Origin of the sequence: Nocardiopsis halotolerans DSM 44410, from assembly GCF_000341065.1 — a bacterium.
Classification (GTDB): Bacteria; Actinomycetota; Actinomycetes; order Streptosporangiales; family Streptosporangiaceae; genus Nocardiopsis; species Nocardiopsis halotolerans.
On the sequence record NZ_ANAX01000222.1, the window covers coordinates 1 to 16,335 of the forward strand.

Genomic DNA, 16,335 nt, shown 5'->3' on the forward strand with positions numbered 1-16,335 from the left:
GCGCGTCCGTTGAGGGTGGTGGTGGGTGACGGGTGGGCTAGTCGTCGACCGCCACACCCACCTCCGAAGGCTCCTCGTCCCCGTCGACCTCGGGCACTCCCCCGCCCAGGTCGTCGATCTCGAACCACGCCACGTGCGTGGCCTCGCTCCAGTACTCGCCGCTGCGGGTGGCGCAGCTGTCGACGATGAGCTTGCCCCGCCCGAAGTCGTCACCGTCCTCACGCGTGTGCACGCCCTCGCCGTCGCGCGCCCCCTGGTCGGCGACCGCCACCCGCAGTCGCCCGGCGTCGGAGCGGATGAACAGCGTCATGACCCCGCCGCTCTGTCCCGAGCGAGAGTGCAGCAGGGCGTTGGTCGCCAGCTCGCTGACGGCCAGCTCCGCGTCGTCCAGGGAAGCCTCGGAGTGGCTCATACGGGCGAGGAACTCACGTACACGCGCGCGGATGGACCGTACCGCGGTCAGGTTCCCCGCACAGCTCCACACCGTGTGATCGGTGACCCCGCCGCTGAGGTCACCGGTCTCGATGGTCGGTGCGGTCGGGGACGTACCCTCCGGGACCTCCGCGGGCACGTATTCCCGGAGTTGCCTCGCCTCAGCCATCCGGTCACTCCAATCACCCGCGACGGACGCGCGGGTTGCGCCGCCTGCCCTCACCTTAGACAAGGGTGTGCTGGCTCCAGAACAGCACACCCGGGTTCCCCCCGTCCGGGATTGGCCACAAAACCCCGTCACGTGTCCTCCCCGATGAGGACAAAGGAAACAGTCCGGACCCCAGGCGCACCCATGTGAGGTGTAACACCTTGGCAATACGCGCACGGATCCGGCCGTTCGCCTGACAGGACGGCGCACCAGGAACGATAATCGTTACCACCACCGAGCACGCTCCGGACCGCCTCCCGGGCGGCTCCTCCGGCGTGCCCGACCCACACGCCAACACGAAGGGCCTCCATGAAGATCGCGTTCGCGGGCAAGGGCGGCAGCGGCAAGACCACCCTCTCCGCCCTCTTCACCCGTTACCTGGCCGCCCAGAGCGTTCCCGTCGTGGCCATCGACGCCGACATCAACCAGAACCTGGGCGCCGCGCTGGGCCTGTCGGAGGAGAGCCTGGCCGGACTCCCCGCGCTGGGCGCGCACCTGGGCGAGATCAAGGAGCTGCTGCGCGGGGACAACCCGCGGATCTCCTCGGCGGAGGCCATGATCAAGACCACCCCACCGGGCCGGGGCTCGCGCCTGTTGACGGTGACCGGGGACAACCCGCTGCACGCGCGCTTCGGCGCGTCCGCCCGGGGCGCCACGCTCATGGTCACCGGCCCGTTCGCCGAGGGGGACCTGGGCGTGTCGTGCTACCACTCCAAGGTGGGCGCGGCCGAGATGTACCTCAACCACCTGGTGGACGGCCCCGGCGAGTACGTGGTCGTGGACATGACCGCGGGCGCCGACTCCTTCGCCTCGGGGATGTTCACCCGCTTCGACATGACCTTCCTGGTCGCCGAACCCACCGTGCGCGGCGTGGGCGTGTACCGCCAGTACGCCGAGTACGCCCGCGACCACGACGTCGCCATCCGGGTGATCGGCAACAAGGTGCAGGACGAGGCGGACGTGGAGTTCCTGCGCGAGCACGTGGGCGACGCCCTGTCGGGGTGGATGACGCACTCGGGGTTCGTGCGCTCGATGGAGAAGGGGCGCCACCCGGAGCTGGCGGACCTGGAGGAGGACAACGTCAAGACCCTGGCCCGGATGCGGGACATGGCGGACTCCGCGCCCAAGGACTGGGAGCGGTTCACCCGGCAGTCGGCGGAGTTCCACCTGCGCAACGCGCGGGCGTGGGCCAACGAGGCCAAGGGCGCGGACCTGGCCGCGCAGCTGGACCCCGAGTTCCTGATGGGCCCCTCGGCGCTGGCCGGTTGACCTCGGGGCGGAGCGAACAGCCGGGCCCGGGTCGCCTCCCCACAGCGTCGACGGGGCGCCCGGCCGTGCTCCGCCGGACCGCGCGGCCCGACCACCGGGCGGGATCCCCGCGCACACGACCTCGTGGGGCGCCCTCCCGGCCCCATGGGGGCGACGGGCCGGTTCAGCGTGCCGGGTCGGTGGCCTCGGCGCGCACGCGCGGCGAGGTCAGGGTCAGCAGGACCACCAGGCCGAGGAGGGAGGTGCCGAACAGAGCGACCCCCATGGGCACGGCGGTGCTCTCGTCCAGGCCCACCAGCGGCGCCACCACCGCGCCGAACAGCGGGGAGAGCGCGCCCAGCACCGCGCTGGCGCTGCCCGCCCGCCCTTCCTGGCCGCGCATGGCCAGGGCGAAGGAGCTGGTGAGGATCACCCCCATGCACGTCATGTACACGAAGATGGGGACCACGAGGGCCACCAGCGGGCCGTCGAGCAGCGTCGCCGCGAACAGCACACCGGTCGCCGCCACCGCCGTGACCACGGCGCACACCAGGAGGGTCCGCTCGCCGAACCGGGCGCTGAAGCGCCCCACCGCCCAGCTCCCGGCGATGATGGCGGCGCCGTTGACCCCGAAGAGCGCCCCGAAGACCTGCGGGGACACCCCGTGCAGCTCCTGGTAGACGAACGGCGTCCCCGCGACGTAGGCGAAGCTGCCGCCGTGGACGAAGCCGACCACCAGGGCGTAGCCGAGGAAGGAGCGGTCCCGCAGCAGCGCGCCCACCGCACGCAGGGTGCCGCCGACCGTACCGGGGATGCGCCGTTCCACGGGCAGGGTCTCCTCCAGCCGCAGTGCCACGACCAGGACGATCACCGCACCCAGCACCGCCAGGGCCAGGAAGACGGCCTCCCAGCCCGCGAAGGACGGCCACAGGATGGCCCCGCCCGCGATCGGCGCCGCCAGGGGCGCCACCGCGTTGATCACCATGAGCAGCGCGAAGAACCGGGTCAGCTCGGTGCCGTCGAACACGTCGCGCACGACCGCGCGCGAGAGCACGATCCCGGCCGAGGCGGTGAGGCCCTGGAGGAAGCGGGCCGCCACGAGCACGGCGATGTTCGGGGCCAGGGCGCACAGCAGCGACGCCAGGACGAACAGGAGCAGGGAGACGATCAGGGGCCCTCGGCGTCCCCGTGCGTCACTGATCGGGCCCACGACCACCTGGCCGACGGCGAGCCCGACCAGGCAGGTGGTCAGGCTCAGCTGCACGCGGGACGCGCTGGCGTCCAGGTCGGCGGCGATGTCCGGGAAGGCCGGAAGGTACATGTCGATGTTGAGCGGCCCCAGGACGGCCAGCATGCCGAGGAGGAGTGCCAGGCCCAGGCGGGCCCGGCCGGTCGGGTTGTGCTGCATCGGCGCTCTCGCTCGGTGGAATGAGGGCGCTGGGCGCCGCGTACCTCGGATCAGACTAACCGGAGGCTGGCGGCCGGGGCTGCGCGGCGGGTGCGAATCTGACGCGAGCCCGTCAGAAAGCCGCCGTCGTCGGGAGTCGTGACGGCGGAGAGGGCAACGCCCGCCTCGTCGCCCCCCGCTGGGGCGTCCCGGCCTTCGGCGACGCAACCAAAGGACGCGCAGGTGGGAGCGGGTGGGGTTCAGTCCCGTCCCAGCTCGGTGCAGACACAAGCTCTGTTGCCGTCCGGGTCGGCCAGCACGACGAAGGCCGGGGCACGGCCCTCGTCGACGACGCGTCCGCCTGCGGCCACCGCTGCGGCGATCCGCCGGTCGGCGACTTCAGGGGGGACCGTGACGTCGAGGTGGAAGCGCTGCCGATCGGGTGCGGTCGAGTCGGTCGCCTGAAACCACAGCGGCGGGAGTTCTCCCGCCGGATCGACGACGTCGTCGCCGGCCTCGCCACCNTACCCAGAAAGGCCGCACCGTTTCCGACGCGGGCGTGTCCAGGGCCAGCTCCAGCACCTGTACCTGCTCCGGGCACGGGGCCAACCCCTGGTCGGACGCGAGCGCGCTGATCCGCTCGGCCAGTCGGACATCCCGTTCGGTCACACCTTCGGCGTCGTGATCGCGCAACACGAACTGAACGTGCCCCGCACGCAGATCGACGTCGGGATGGTGGCCGACCGCGTCGGCGAGCCGCCCCACGGCGGCGACGAACGCGGCACCCGCCCCGAACGAACCGGTCTCGAACCGAGCACGCAGCGCGCCCAACAACCACCGCCAATCAGCGAGATCGACCTGCCGGACCCCGAGACGAGTGGTCTGCTGCTCCATGCCCCAACGATAGACCAGGACTCCGCCGCCGCGCCCCCGCTAGAACAGCACCGACATGACCTCTCCGACCTGCCGGAAGCCGACCCGCTGGTAGGCGGCCCGCGCGGGGGTGTTGAAGTCGTTGACGTAGAGGGTCACCCGGGGCGCGATCTCCGCGAGCGCGTGGTTGACCACGGCCGCCATCCCCGCGGTGGAGTGCCCCTGCCCGCGCAGTTCGGGGTGGACCCACACCCCTTGCACCTGGCAGGCGTGCTGGGTGACCGCGCCGATCTCGGCCTTGAACACCACACGCCCGTTCTCGATCCGGGCGAAGGCCCGACCGGTGCGCACCAGTTCCTCCACCCGGGCACGGTAGAGCGCGCCGCCGTCGCCGGAGTCCGGTGGGACCCCGACCTCCTCGGTGAACATGGCCACGCACGCGGGCACGAGGGTGTTGAGTTCGGACAGCCGGACCCGGCGCACCAGGGGGTCGGCGGGCACGGCGGACGCACCGCTGATCTCCAGCACCGGCTGGCTGGCACGGATGACGCGGGCGGGGCCCCACGCGGGGGTGACCTGCTGCCAGAAGTCGCTGACCGCGTCGACCGGACCGACGATCGAGGAGCAGCGGCGGGCCCCCCCNCGGACCGCCGCGGGTCCGGCGTTGACGGGGACGAGGTTGGCCCCCGAGTAGCACAGGGCGGTGAGGCGGCCCCGCTCCACGTGTCCCCACACCTCGGTGCCGCTTGCGCCGCCGGAGATGCCGGTGGCCATCAGGCGGGAGGCGACGAAGACGTTGCCCACGGGATCGGTGTCCAGGAGCTCGCGGACGGCTTCCCGGTCGCGTTCTCCGAGGATCCGTACCGCCGAGGTTCGCAGCATCGCATCTCCCCCATCTTCCCGGTGTCCTCGTGCGAGGCCCCGGGGGACGACTGGCCCAGCCTGTTCGCTCCGGTTCCAGCCTATTCGACCGGTTACTCCGACGTCTCGGGCTCCACGGTCGTGTCCGGGTCCACGAGGTAGCCCGGCCCCACCGGGCCGGGCGGTCCCACCATGGTCCCAGGTGCGCTCTGGTCGGTACGCGGCCGGGGTTCGGGACGGGCCTCACAGGTGACGTCGGGCCCCTCATCCCCGGCGCGCGCGGGGAGCCTCCCGTCGAGGAGGTAGGCGGTGACCGCCTCGTCCACGCAGGCGTTGCCGGTGAGCGCGACGCCGTGGGTGTGTCCGCCCTCCTCGACCACCAGGGACGCCCCGGGCAGGCGCTCGCGCAGGGCGAAGGCCCCCTCGACGGGGGTGGCGCCGTCCTCGGTGGCGTGCACGAGGAGCACGTCGCCGTCGTAGGCCGGGTGCGCGCCGTCGCCGTCGCCGATCTGGAACCAGTCGCCGGAGCCCGCGCTCCAGAACGCGCAGGGAGCGTTGTACCAGATGTTGTGCCACCCCATGAAGGGCGCCTCCTGGTGGGTCCGCTCGGCGTCGGCGCTCCAGGTGCTCCAGTCCCCGGGCCAGCGGGAGTCGGTGCACTGGACGGCGAGGTAGGTACCGAATCCGCGGTCGGATCCGGCGTCCTCGCCGTAGGCCTCGTACAGGGTGACGAGCGGGTCGTCCTCGGCGTCGTTGATCCGGGCCGCGAGCGCCCCGGCGACCGAGGGCCAGTAGGTGCCGCTGTAGGCGATCACGATGGCGGCGCTCTCCAGCTCGGTGGGACCGACGGTGCCGCCCGCGGGCTCCTCCGCCAGTTCCGAGCGCAGCGCGTAGTAGGCGGCGGCGACCTGCTCGCCGGTGGTGCCGAGCCCGTAGGCGTCGTCGTGGCGGGCCGTCCAGTCGAAGAAGTGCTCCGCCGCGCGGTTCAGGGAACGGCTCTGGGCGAGGTTGCTCTCGTACCAGGGTTTGTCGGGGTCGACGACGCTGTCCAGGACCAGGGAGCGGACGTGGCCGGGGTGGAGCGCGGAGTAGACGGCGCCCAGGTAGCTGCCGTAGGAGTAGCCGAGGTAGTCGATCCTCTCCACGCCCAGGGCCTCCCGGATGGCGTCCATGTCGTGGGCGGTGTCCTCGGTGCGCATGTGTTCGAGCAGGAGGCCGGTGTTGTCCGCGCAGGCCTGGGCGTAGGCCTCGGCGTCGGCGCGCAACTCGGCCTCCTCGGTGGCGCCGGCGGGAACCGTGTCGGGGCGCACGGGCGTGAAGTAGGCGGGGTCGCAGGCGACGGACGGGGTGGAGCCGCCCACACCGCGCGGGTCGAAGGAGACGACGTCGTAGACCTCACGGAGCTCCGCGGGCAGGCGCCAGTGGGTGTAGGAGGCCCACCGGCGTCCGGCGCTGCCGGGGCCTCCGGGGTTGACCAGGAGGGTGTGGCGGGCCTCCCCGGTGGCGGGGACGCGGGACAGCGCGAGCTCGACGGTGTCGTCGAGGCGGCCGATCCGGTGGCCGTCGGAGGTGCGGGCGAGGGGGACGGTGAGGGTGGCGCACTCCAGGTTCTCGTCCGCGACGGGCTTGATGTCCTCGCAGGGGGCCCAGTCGAGGGTTCCCCGGCCCGCGGGAGCGGTCTCGTCGGCCTGCGCGGGAACCGCGACGACCATGGAGGCCAGGACCGCCCCGACCGAGACGGCGGCCCAGCTTCGTGCTCGCACTCGTCCACTCCCCCCACACGCTTGATTACTCTCTGAATTGTTATCACTTCGGAGAGTGACACACGGAAGCGACACGGGCGCCCCGACGCGACACGGAACCCGGGCGAACGCGCCCCGGTAACATGTGCCCTGCCCGAAACGGACGTGGACAGACGGGGACGAAGCTTCATGCGGCTGGATCGTGTCGATGAGCGGATCATCGCGATACTCGGCGCGGACGCGCGGATGAGCTTCGCCGAGATCGGTGGTCAGGTCGGACTGAGCCCGTCGGCGGTCAAGCGCCGCGTGGACCGGCTCATGGAGTCCGGCGCGGTACGCGGATTCACCGTGGTGGTGGAGCCCCAGGCCATCGGGTGGACCACCGAGGCGTTCATCGAGCTGTACTGCCGCGCCCGCACCTCCCCGGGAGAGATCCGGTCGGGGCTGGCGGGGTACGCCGAGATCACCTCCGCGTGCACGGTCACCGGCGAGGCGGACGCCATCGTGCAGGTACGCGCCCGCGACACCCATCATCTGGAGGAGGTCATCGAACGGCTGGGCGCCGAGCCGTTCGTGGTGCGGACCAAGAGCACCCTGGTGCTGTCGCGCCTGGTGGACCAGCCCATCCTCTCCGGGACCGCCGACCTGCCCTGAGGCACGTCCACGGCGACGGCCCCGGCCGCGCGCACCGGAAGGTGGCCGTCGCGACCGGGGCCGTCGTCATGGCGCCAGCGGAGTCCGGGCGGGGCCCGGGAGGCGGGGCCTTCGGGTCACCCGAACCCGCGAGGGCGGTGGGAGGGCGTGTCAGTCCTCCGGGAGGGCGACCGGGGCGAGCTCGTCGAACAGGTCGCCGGGACCCGGGTTGGTCGGGTCGTTCTGACCGCCGAGGTGGTGGACCACGCCCCACACGGCGTTCAGCGCGGTCTGCACGGCGCCCTCGGCCCACCCCGCCGTCCAGGACACGTCGTCACCGGCCAGGAACAGGCCGCGGTGGCGCTCCTCAAGGTCGTCCTGGCGGAAGTGCGTGAACAGGCGGCGCTGGTAGCGGTAGTGGCCCGGCAGGTTGGCCTTGAACGCGCCCATGAAGTAGGGCTCGTCCTCCCACGACACCGTCACCGGGTCGCCGGTGATGTGCGAGCGGACGTCCACGCCCGGGTAGATCTTGGACAGGGACGAGAGCATGACCTCCAGGCGCTCGTTGGCCGACAGCGGCAGCCACTTGAGCGAGTCGTCGCACCAGGTGTAGGACATGCAGATCGCCGCCGGGCCGTCCGGGTCGGAGCCCTCCAGCAGGTAGGTGCCCCGGGTCATGCGGTCGGTGAGCGTCATGCTCATGACGTCGCGGCCGGTCTCGGGGTCCTTGTCCCGCCAGAACGCGCGGTCCACCGGCACGAACAGCTTCGAGGACTCCATGTAGTGGGTGCGCTCGATCGCCGTCCAGTGGTCGATGGGCAGCAGGTCCTCGTCGCAGTCGATCTTGGACAGCATCATCCAGCTCTGCGCGGTGAACACGGCCGCGGCGTAGGTGCGGATGGAACCCGACGCGTCGGTGACCGTGATGTTCCCGGCCGGGGAGCCCTTGGCCGCGGTGCGGCGCAGCGCGGTGACGGCCGGGCGCGGTCCGCCCTCGTGCAGCGAGGCCAGGGTCGTGCCCTGCGCCCAGTGCACGAGCTTGTCCGGGGCGTCCTCCCACAGGCGCAGCGGCAGCTGCTCCNACCGCCGACGATGCCCATGTGGTCGTCGTCGGCGCCGGTGTAGGTGACGCGCAGGATCTCCAGGATGGAGTTGGGGAAGTCGGTGTCCCAACCGCCGGTGCCGAAACCCACCTGGCCGAAGATCTCGCGGTGGCGGAAGGACGCGAAGGCCGGGGAGTCGCACAGGAAACCGTAGAAGGTCTGGTTGTCGAGCCGGGTGACCAGCTCGTTCCAGATCTCCTTCTGGGTGGCCACGTCGCGCTCGCGGATGGCCTTCTGCATGCGGGTGTGTCCCACGCTCTCCAGGGTGGCGTCCCAGGCGCGCGCCACCTCGCCGTAGACCTCGGGCAGCTCGTCGAGGGTGGTGGCGTAGTGGGACCTCCCCTTGAGGTCGACCACGGTGCTGGGGGTGGACGGGGCGAGCGGGTTGGGGAACGGCACCGTCTCCAGGCCGACCCGGTCCGCGTAGTGCCAGAAGGCCGTGGACGACGGCGGGAAGCGCATGGCGCCCATCTCGGCGACCACGTCGTCCGGGCATCCCGCGAGCTTCTCCGTGCGCAGTCGCCCGCCGATGCGGTCGGCCTCGTACACCACCGGCTTCAGACCCATCTTCATGAGCTCGTAGGCGGTGACGATGCCCGACAGCCCGCCGCCGATGACGGCGACCTCGGTGCCGTGGCGCTCCGCCGGGACCTGCCCGAGCCCGGCGGGGTGCTTGAGGTAGGCGTCGTAGGCGAACGGGAAGTCCGGCCCGCACATGTTCAGCGGCGTGTCCTGCGCGGGTGTGGCACCGGCGGCCGTGGGCACGGCAGACGTCATCAGGCCCCTCCTTCGTGGGTGTCGTCCGGCGGGGTGCCGGTCGGTGTCCGTGCGCATGGCACGGGGGTACTCGTGGGGTTTCGGGGTCGTCGGGAGGCGGGTGGACGCCGGGCGAACCGGTACCGTCCCCCCGGGTCAGGCGGGGGTCAGGTGGTGAGCGTCCGGTACAGGCCCGGACGGCGGTCGTCCAGGTAGCACTGCTCGCGGCGGGCGAGGGCGAGCGCGTCGGGGTCGACGTCACCGACCAGGAGTTCCTCGCCGGATCCGGCGCGCAGCGTCTCGGAGCCGTCGGGGGCGAGCAGGACGCTCCGGCCCGCGTAGCGCAGTTCTCCCTCGGCGTCGCAGCGGTTCACGTAGGCCAGGTGGACCTGGTTCTCCAGGGCGCGCACGGGCACGACGCGCTCGGGCACCTCGGTGAAGGGCAGCATGAGCGCGGTCGGGACCACGAGGAACTCGGTACCGGCCAGGGCGTGGGCGCGCACGGCCTCGGGGAACTCGACGTCGTAGCAGACCAGCAGGCCGACGCGGATCCCGCCGAGGTCGGCCTGGACGACAGGTGCGGTCCCCGGCGTGAACGCACCGCGGTCCAGGTCGCCGAACAGGTGGGTCTTACGGTAGGTCGCCAGTCGGGCCCCGGTGGCGTCCACGAGTTGGACGGCGTTGTACACGGCGCCGCCGGCGCGCTCGGGGAAGCCGTGGACGATGGCGACGCCCGTGTCCGCGGCGATGGCGGCGACCGCCGCACTGAGGGGGCCGTCGAAGGGCTCGGCGAGCCCGGCGATGGCGTCGGGGCCGAGGTTGTAGCCGGTCAGCGACATCTCGGGGCCGACGAGCAGGTGGGCTCCGGCGTCGGCGGCGGCCTTGGCGCGGTCGGCGAGCCGATGGAGGGCGTGGGCGGGGTCGCCGCTGTGTCCGGTTCCCTGGTCCAGGGCCACGCGCAGGGGTCCGCGTGTCACTCCCTCACCTCCCGTTTCTCCGTTGCCTCGGGGCCGCGTCCACTCTAGGTGGAGTCATGCGTCCGAACAGTGCTTGGAACCTGTGGAACGTTGCGTCTTTCGCGCTGACTCCGGAGATACCGTGCGCGGTTACAGGGTTTCGCGCTGGTATCGCGCCGCTCCGGGAACGACTGAGGGGGCCGGGGGGCATTCCCCCGACCCCCTCACGGGTCACGCGGCCCCTAGGAGCGGACCTCGGCGGCCGTCTCCTCGGGCGGCTCCTTCTCCAGCGTCGAGCGGCGCATGCCGTAGCCGAAGTAGATGAGCAGACCGACGGCGAGCCAGACCACGAAGGTCACCCACACGCTCATCGACATGCTGCCCATCAGGTAGGCGCAGGCCAGCACGCCCAGGATCGGGGTGACCGGGGCGCCGGGCACGCGGAAGGCGCGCGGCAGGTCGGGGCGCTTGCGGCGCAGCACCAGGACGGCCACGTTGACCAGCGCGAACGCGAAGAGCGTGCCGATGGAGGTGGCGTCGGCGAGCGGGCCGAGCGGGACCAGGGCGGCGAGCGCCGCGATGAACAGGGAGGTGATGAGGGTGTTCGTGCGCGGGGTGCCCTTGGCGTCCAGGGTGGAGAAGGCCTTGGGGATGAGCCCGTCGCGGGACATCGAGTAGAGGATGCGGGTCTGGCTGTAGAGCACGACCAGGACCACGCTGGCCAGGGCCAGGACCGCACCGGCGGCGAAGATGACCGCCCACACGGGGGTGCCGGTGACGTGGGTCAGGATGCCCGCGAGGCTGGTCTCGCCGTCGACGAAGTTGGTCCAGTCGAGCGCGCCGATCGCGGCGAAGGCGACCAGGCAGTAGATGGCGGTGACCAGGATCATCGCGAACATGATCGCGCGGGGCAGGTCGCGCTGCGGGTTCCTGGCCTCCTCGCTCGCGGTGGAGACGGAGTCGAAGCCGATGTAGGAGAAGAACAGGGTCGCGCCCGCGGCGCTGACACCGGCCATGCCCATCGGCATGAACGGGGCGAAGTTGCCGTCCTGGACGGCGGTGATCGCGATGGCCACGAACATGAGCAGGACGGCGACCTTGATCGCGACCATGACGGCGTTGACGCGGCTGCTCTCGCGGACCCCGGCGAGAAGGGCGAACATGGACAGCACGACCACGATGGCGGCGGGCAGGTTGATCAGACCGCCCTCCATCGGACCGGCGAGCACCGCGCTCGGCAGGGACAGGCCGGTGGTGAGGTGCAGGAGTTCGTTGATGTAGTCGCCCCAGCCGACGCCGACGGCGGCGACCGACACCCCGTAGGTGAGCATGAGACACCAGCCGCACACCCACGCCATGAGCTCGCCGATGGTGGCGTAGCTGTAGGAGTAGGCCGAACCGGAGGCGGGGATCATCCCGGCCATCTCGGCGTAGGCGAGCGCGGAGAACAGCGCGGTGATCCCGGCGAGCACGAACGAGATGATGACGGCGGGTCCGGCGACGGGGACGGCCTCGCCCAGGACGACGAAGATTCCGGTGCCCAGGGTCGCACCGATACCGATCATGGACAGCTGCCAGAAGCCCATGTGTTTCTGGAGGCCGCCGGTCTCGCCGTCCTGGGTCTCGGCCACGAGCCTCTCGATCGGCTTTTGCCNCCCCAGCCCGGGCGCACCGCCCGGGCCTGTGGACCCGCGGGTACCCGTCGGGCTCTTCTGGTCCACCACGTGTTTACTCCTCGTTCATGTACTCGGGCATACCGATTCCCGGGGGAAGACGGTGGGAAGTCGGGCTCGGACGCCTCACGTCGGGAGGCAGCCCGAAAAATGCCCTCAGCAACGGTAGCCGCGTTACCTACGTAACATGACCCACATTCGTTGCGTCTGTTCGGGATAAGCGGCGGCATCGTGCGTACCAGCGCAAGAAAACGCACGCTCCTGTGAGGGACGCCACATAAAATCACCCTCTGTGAGGGGAGTCGCTTCGGACCGCGAACACCGTGGTCAGAGAGGTGCGGGGGGAGGTCCGGGGAGATGGCACGGGGGTGGGGCGGCGCCGGGGCGCGTCCCGGTCGGACGCGCCCCGGCTCCATGTGTGGGTGCGTCTCAGCCGATGCGCGAGGCCGTCTGCGGCTCGGTCTCCTGACCGTGGGTGAACGCCTCGCGGGCCACCCTCTCGACCGGGCGGCCGAGGGCCCCGACACCTCGTCGGTGACGGGGTTCCCGCCGGACGGGCTGCCCAGCAGCGGCTTGGCGAACGTGGTGGCGACGTCGGCGCCCAGGTCGAAGGCGGCGCGCGGGATGTCCACCATGTCGGCGTACCGGTCGGTCACCTCAGGCGACCGCTCCGCCACCGTGGCCGCGTTCGGGTCGAACCTTTCCGTGCCTTCTCCGAGACAAACGGAGAACCTTCACCCGGGACGCCAGGTTCGGCGCGACGCGGCGGCGTGGAACCGTGTCCGCCCTACTCCGCGAGGAGGGGTTCGATCACGGCGTCCGGTCCGGGACAGACGAGGGACTCGTGGCCGTCGGAGAACCGCACCAGGTACGGCGGGCCGCCCTCCGGGCCGCGGACCTCGATGATCTCGCCCCTCCACTCCGCCTGACCCACGTCGTCCCCGTGGACGAGTACCCGGTCCCCCACGCTCGCCTGCATCCGCATGTCCTTCCCCGTGGAATCGTGCCCGCCGCCCCGGCGGACGGGGGTTCTCCTTTCCCGGGGCCGAGGTACACAAACAGCATTCCTTTTCCACAGAAAAGAGAAGAAGAGGAAATCAACGGACATTTCCGTGCCCCACGAGCAGACGGTGCTCCGCACTCAGGGGGCGTCGCCCTCCTGGGCGCCCGAGGACTCCTGGGGCGCAACCGCCGACAGGGCCGCCTCCAGGGCCCTCCAGTCCCTGGGGTGGGCGGAGGCCCGCCACACCGGGGTGAGGGTACGGGTGCCGTCCTCGGCCACGTGCACGAGGCGGCCCTGCTCGATCGCGAACCGCTCGCCCGGACCCGCCACGACACCTCGCGCGAGCGGACCGATTCGGCCGGAGCCGGACGGGGTCGACCGATCTCCCGCCAGCCCCTGTTCGAGCCGGAAGTAGGGCCTTCTCGTGTTCACGATGGCAACGGTCATGAGGAGGACAGCAACAAGGAGGTTCAAGAAACCCAGGAACCACGGCCATGACTCACTCACCATGTTGACCGCTCCGAGCATCATGTTGACCCAACCGAGCAGCGCGAGGGTGACGCTGGTCATGGGGGCGAAACGTACTGCGATCACAGCGGGGGGCACGAAAACTCCTGGGGGACGAGGGAGGACCACCGTCCCCGTGATCATGCCCCTGTTCGTCCGCCGTCACAACGGCGGGGGGGGGNNNNGCCGGCCACGGAGACCGTGGGCTCGCCGGACTCGGCCCCGGCCTCCCCCATCTCCTCGGCGATGCGCATGGCCTCCTCGATGAGGGTCTCCACGATCTGGGACTCGGGCACGGTCTTGATGACCTCGCCCTTGACGAAGATCTGGCCCTTGCCGTTGCCCGAGGCCACACCCAGGTCGGCGTCGCGGGCCTCACCCGGACCGTTCACGACGCAGCCCATGACGGCCACGCGCAGCGGCACCTCCATGCCCTCCAGGCCCGCGGTGACCTCCTCGGCGAGCGTGTACACGTCCACCTGGGCCCGACCGCAGCTCGGGCAGGACACGATCTCCAGACCGCGCTCACGCAGCCCCAGCGACTCCAGGATCTGGGCGCCGACCTTGACCTCCTCGGCGGGAGGCGCGGACAGGGACACGCGGATGGTGTCGCCGATGCCCTCCGCGAGCAGCGCGCCGAAGGCCACCGAGGACTTGATGGTGCCCTGGAAGGCCGGACCGGCCTCGGTCACGCCCAGGTGCAGCGGGTAGTCGCAGGCCGAGGCGAGCTGCCGGTAGGCGTTGATCATGACCACGGGGTCGTTGTGCTTGACCGAGATCTTGATGTCGCGGAAGCCGTGCTCCTCGAACAGGGAGCACTCCCACAGCGCCGACTCGACCAGGGCCTCGGGGGTGGCCTTGCCGTACTTCTCCAGCAGGCGCTTGTCCAGCGAACCGGCGTTGACGCCGATGCGGATCGGCGTACCGGCCTCACCGGCCACCTTGGCGATCTCGGCGACCTTGTCGTCGAACTTCTTGATGTTGCCCGGGTTGACGCGCACGGCCGCGCAACCGGCGTCGATGGCCGCGAACACGTACTTGGGCTGGAAGTGGATGTCGGCGATCACCGGGATCTGCGACTTCTTGGCGATGATCGGCAGCGCCTCGGCGTCGTCGTTGGTGGGCACGGCAACGCGGACGATCTGGCAACCCGCGGCGGTCAGCTCGGCGATCTGCTGGAGGGTCGCGTTGATGTCGGAGGTACGGGTGGTCGTCATCGACTGCACGGACACCGGGGCGTCCCCACCGACGGGAACGTTCCCGACCATGATCTGCCGCGTCTTGCGCCGGGTCGCCAGCGGGCGCGGCGGAGTCATGGGAATACCAAGATCGACGGTCACTCTTGATTCACCTCGTCTGCCGCCGGAGGAGGGGCGGCACTTGATTCGTCCGTTTCGGGAATGGGCGTCCGGCGCGTCGCGCGGGGCCGCGTCCGGTGGCACCGCGCTCGGTGGCCTCGGCTGCACCGTCGTTCCCGGATCGCGACCCCAGGTTACCCGTACCCGAGGGGCTGCCCCGCCTCGTTGTGGGAAACCCCCGCACCAGTGTGAACGCCCGGTGGCACGGGGGTTCACTCCGTCTAACCGAAGAGTCTGACCGGGTTGAACAGGTCGGCCACCAACAGGACCACGCTGAACACCAGGAAGCAGGCCACGACCACGTAGGCCACCGGTGTCAGCATCGCCACGTCCACCGGCGCGGGTTCGGGGCGTCTGAACAGCCTGGCCCAGCCGCGCTTGATCCACTCCCAGAAGGCACCGGCCATGTGCCCGCCGTCCAGCGGAAGGATCGGCAGCATGTTGAAGGCGAACAGGAAGAGGTTCACCCCGGCCAGGATCTGGATCATGATCGCGGCGGTGTCGGCCACGGGCAGGCCCTGGGCCATGATCTCGCCGCCGATGCGGGAGATGCCGACGATGCCCACGGGAGAGTCCTGGGTGCGCTGCTCGCCCAGGAACGCGGCGGCGAACACGTCGGGGATCTTGCTGGGCAGGGAGATGAGGGCGTCGAAGACGCCGACCATCATGTTGCCCATCTCGGCGGCGGACTCGGCGAGGGTGAGCGGGGCGCGCTCGGTGGCGAAGACGATGCCGAGGAAGCCCACGGTCTCGGTCTCGTAGAGCCGGTAGCCCTGGTCGTCGTAGAGGTAGTCGCCGTCGGCGTCGGTCTGGTAGACGATCTCGCCCCCGGCGTCGCGGGCCGGGAGTTCGTTCTCCACGATGTCGACGTCCAGCGGGACCCGCTCGCCGTCGCGCTCGACCACGATCTCCGTGCTGCCCAGGGACTCGCGGATCTGCTGGTTGGCGGCCTGCCAGTCCGGGGTGGGCTCGCCGTCGACGGAGACGATGACGTCACCGGGCAGGACCCCGGCCTCGGCGGCGGGGGTGGGCGGTGCGTCCTCGGCCTCCTCACAGCTGGTGACGGAGCTGCCCGCGGGCACCATGCACTCACTGACCTCGGCGATCCGGGTGGTGCTCTGGGGTACCCCGATGCCCATGAACAGCACGGCGAGCAGGATCGCGGCCAGGATGACGTTCATGCCGGGACCGGCGAACATCACGATGAGCCGCTTCCACGGCGCGCGCTGGTAGAACTGCCGGTCCTGGTCCTCGGGAGCGAGCTCGACGTAGGAGGCCTCACGGGCGTCCTCGGCCATGGCCCGCCACCGCGAGAGCTTGCGCGGGCCGTCGTCGGAGGTCTGCCGGGCGGGCGGGAGCATGCCGACCATGCGTACGAATCCACCGAGCGGCACGGCCTTGATCCCGTACTCGGTCTCGCCCCTACGCACCGACCACAGCGTCTTCCCGAAGCCCACCATGAACTCGGTGCACTTGATCCCGAACATCTTGGCCGTGGCCATGTGGCCCAGTTCGTGCCAGGCGATCGAGAACAGGAGGCCGAAAACGAACAGGACGATCCCGACCACGGTCATCAGGGTGACCATGCATCCCTC

14 protein-coding genes and 1 pseudogene are annotated in these 16,335 nt (G+C 70.9%); 2 read left to right on the top strand and 13 right to left on the bottom strand.

Annotation, left to right across the window (positions count from 1 at the left end; all coding sequences use genetic code 11):
- Positions 1–37 precede the first annotated feature (37 nt).
- Complete coding sequence (locus tag D455_RS0116830; RefSeq protein ID WP_026122705.1) at positions 38–601, bottom strand: ATP-binding protein; 564 nt, start codon at positions 599–601, stop codon at positions 38–40.
- A gap of 348 nt (positions 602–949) precedes the next feature.
- Here D455_RS0116830 and D455_RS0116835 point away from each other — a divergent pair, with 348 nt between their 5' ends.
- Entirely contained in the window at positions 950–1,909 is a 960-nt protein-coding gene (locus D455_RS0116835) for an ATP-binding protein (protein WP_017571879.1), read from the top strand.
- A gap of 163 nt (positions 1,910–2,072) precedes the next feature.
- Here D455_RS0116835 and D455_RS0116840 read toward each other — a convergent pair whose 3' ends face one another.
- The 5 genes from D455_RS0116840 to D455_RS0116850 form a co-directional block, all read right to left on the bottom strand.
- Complete coding sequence (locus D455_RS0116840) at positions 2,073–3,296, bottom strand: multidrug effflux MFS transporter (RefSeq protein ID WP_017571880.1); 1,224 nt, start codon at positions 3,294–3,296, stop codon at positions 2,073–2,075.
- Between the two features lie 239 nt (positions 3,297–3,535).
- Positions 3,536–3,748: a VOC family protein gene (locus tag D455_RS35460; protein ID WP_241480268.1), complete on the bottom strand. Its 213-nt coding sequence runs from the start codon at positions 3,746–3,748 to the stop codon at positions 3,536–3,538.
- On the bottom strand, positions 3,675–4,169 hold the full coding sequence (locus tag D455_RS33045) for a 4a-hydroxytetrahydrobiopterin dehydratase (protein ID WP_206539269.1): 495 nt from the start codon (positions 4,167–4,169) through the stop codon (positions 3,675–3,677). Before D455_RS33045 ends, D455_RS35460 begins: the two co-directional genes overlap by 74 nt.
- Before the next feature lie 39 nt (positions 4,170–4,208).
- A complete protein-coding gene (locus D455_RS0116845) occupies positions 4,209–5,030 on the bottom strand; it encodes a GNAT family N-acetyltransferase (protein ID WP_017571881.1) in 822 nt (273 codons plus the stop codon).
- A gap of 92 nt (positions 5,031–5,122) precedes the next feature.
- Positions 5,123–6,772, bottom strand: coding sequence for an alpha/beta hydrolase (locus D455_RS0116850; protein WP_017571882.1), 1,650 nt, complete (start codon positions 6,770–6,772; stop codon positions 5,123–5,125).
- 168 nt (positions 6,773–6,940) lie between these two features.
- On the opposite strand from D455_RS0116850, the gene D455_RS0116855 reads away from it, so the two are divergent.
- The gene (locus D455_RS0116855) at positions 6,941–7,405 is read left to right on the top strand and encodes an Lrp/AsnC family transcriptional regulator (protein WP_017571883.1); all 465 of its coding nucleotides are present in this window, start codon (positions 6,941–6,943) and stop codon (positions 7,403–7,405) included.
- Between the two features lie 150 nt (positions 7,406–7,555).
- Here the strand turns inward: D455_RS0116855 and D455_RS30780 are convergent.
- The 7 genes and pseudogenes from D455_RS30780 to D455_RS0116890 form a co-directional block, all read right to left on the bottom strand.
- A pseudogene (locus D455_RS30780) lies at positions 7,556–9,264 on the bottom strand (flavin monoamine oxidase family protein).
- Between the two features lie 146 nt (positions 9,265–9,410).
- On the bottom strand, positions 9,411–10,220 hold the full coding sequence (locus D455_RS0116865) for a carbon-nitrogen hydrolase family protein (protein ID WP_017571885.1): 810 nt from the start codon (positions 10,218–10,220) through the stop codon (positions 9,411–9,413).
- Between the two features lie 221 nt (positions 10,221–10,441).
- Positions 10,442–11,923, bottom strand: coding sequence for an amino acid permease (locus tag D455_RS0116870; protein ID WP_026122706.1), 1,482 nt, complete (start codon positions 11,921–11,923; stop codon positions 10,442–10,444).
- A gap of 736 nt (positions 11,924–12,659) precedes the next feature.
- Complete coding sequence (locus D455_RS0116875) at positions 12,660–12,851, bottom strand: DUF1918 domain-containing protein (RefSeq protein ID WP_017571887.1); 192 nt, start codon at positions 12,849–12,851, stop codon at positions 12,660–12,662.
- Between the two features lie 162 nt (positions 12,852–13,013).
- On the bottom strand, positions 13,014–13,445 hold the full coding sequence (locus D455_RS30785) for a hypothetical protein (protein WP_241480267.1): 432 nt from the start codon (positions 13,443–13,445) through the stop codon (positions 13,014–13,016).
- Positions 13,446–13,522: 77 nt separating this feature from the next.
- Complete coding sequence (gene ispG, locus D455_RS30790) at positions 13,523–14,722, bottom strand: flavodoxin-dependent (E)-4-hydroxy-3-methylbut-2-enyl-diphosphate synthase (protein WP_051064652.1); 1,200 nt, start codon at positions 14,720–14,722, stop codon at positions 13,523–13,525.
- A 239-nt stretch (positions 14,723–14,961) separates the two neighbouring features.
- Complete coding sequence (locus D455_RS0116890; RefSeq protein WP_017571890.1) at positions 14,962–16,326, bottom strand: M50 family metallopeptidase; 1,365 nt, start codon at positions 16,324–16,326, stop codon at positions 14,962–14,964.
- Positions 16,327–16,335 lie beyond the last annotated feature (9 nt).

Excerpts from the sequence above, each read along its gene's own strand:
- D455_RS0116830 (WP_026122705.1), bottom strand. The coding sequence starts at position 601 with ATGGCTGAGGCGAGGCAACTCCGGGAATACGTGCCCGCGGAGGTCCCG.
- D455_RS0116835 (WP_017571879.1), top strand. The coding sequence starts at position 950 with ATGAAGATCGCGTTCGCGGGCAAGGGCGGCAGCGGCAAGACCACCCTC.
- D455_RS0116840 (WP_017571880.1), bottom strand. The coding sequence starts at position 3,296 with ATGCAGCACAACCCGACCGGCCGGGCCCGCCTGGGCCTGGCACTCCTC.
- D455_RS0116855 (WP_017571883.1), top strand. The coding sequence starts at position 6,941 with ATGCGGCTGGATCGTGTCGATGAGCGGATCATCGCGATACTCGGCGCG.
- D455_RS0116875 (WP_017571887.1), bottom strand. The coding sequence starts at position 12,851 with ATGCAGGCGAGCGTGGGGGACCGGGTACTCGTCCACGGGGACGACGTG.
- D455_RS30785 (WP_241480267.1), bottom strand. The coding sequence starts at position 13,445 with ATGACCAGCGTCACCCTCGCGCTGCTCGGTTGGGTCAACATGATGCTC.
- D455_RS0116890 (WP_017571890.1), bottom strand. The coding sequence starts at position 16,326 with ATGGTCACCCTGATGACCGTGGTCGGGATCGTCCTGTTCGTTTTCGGC.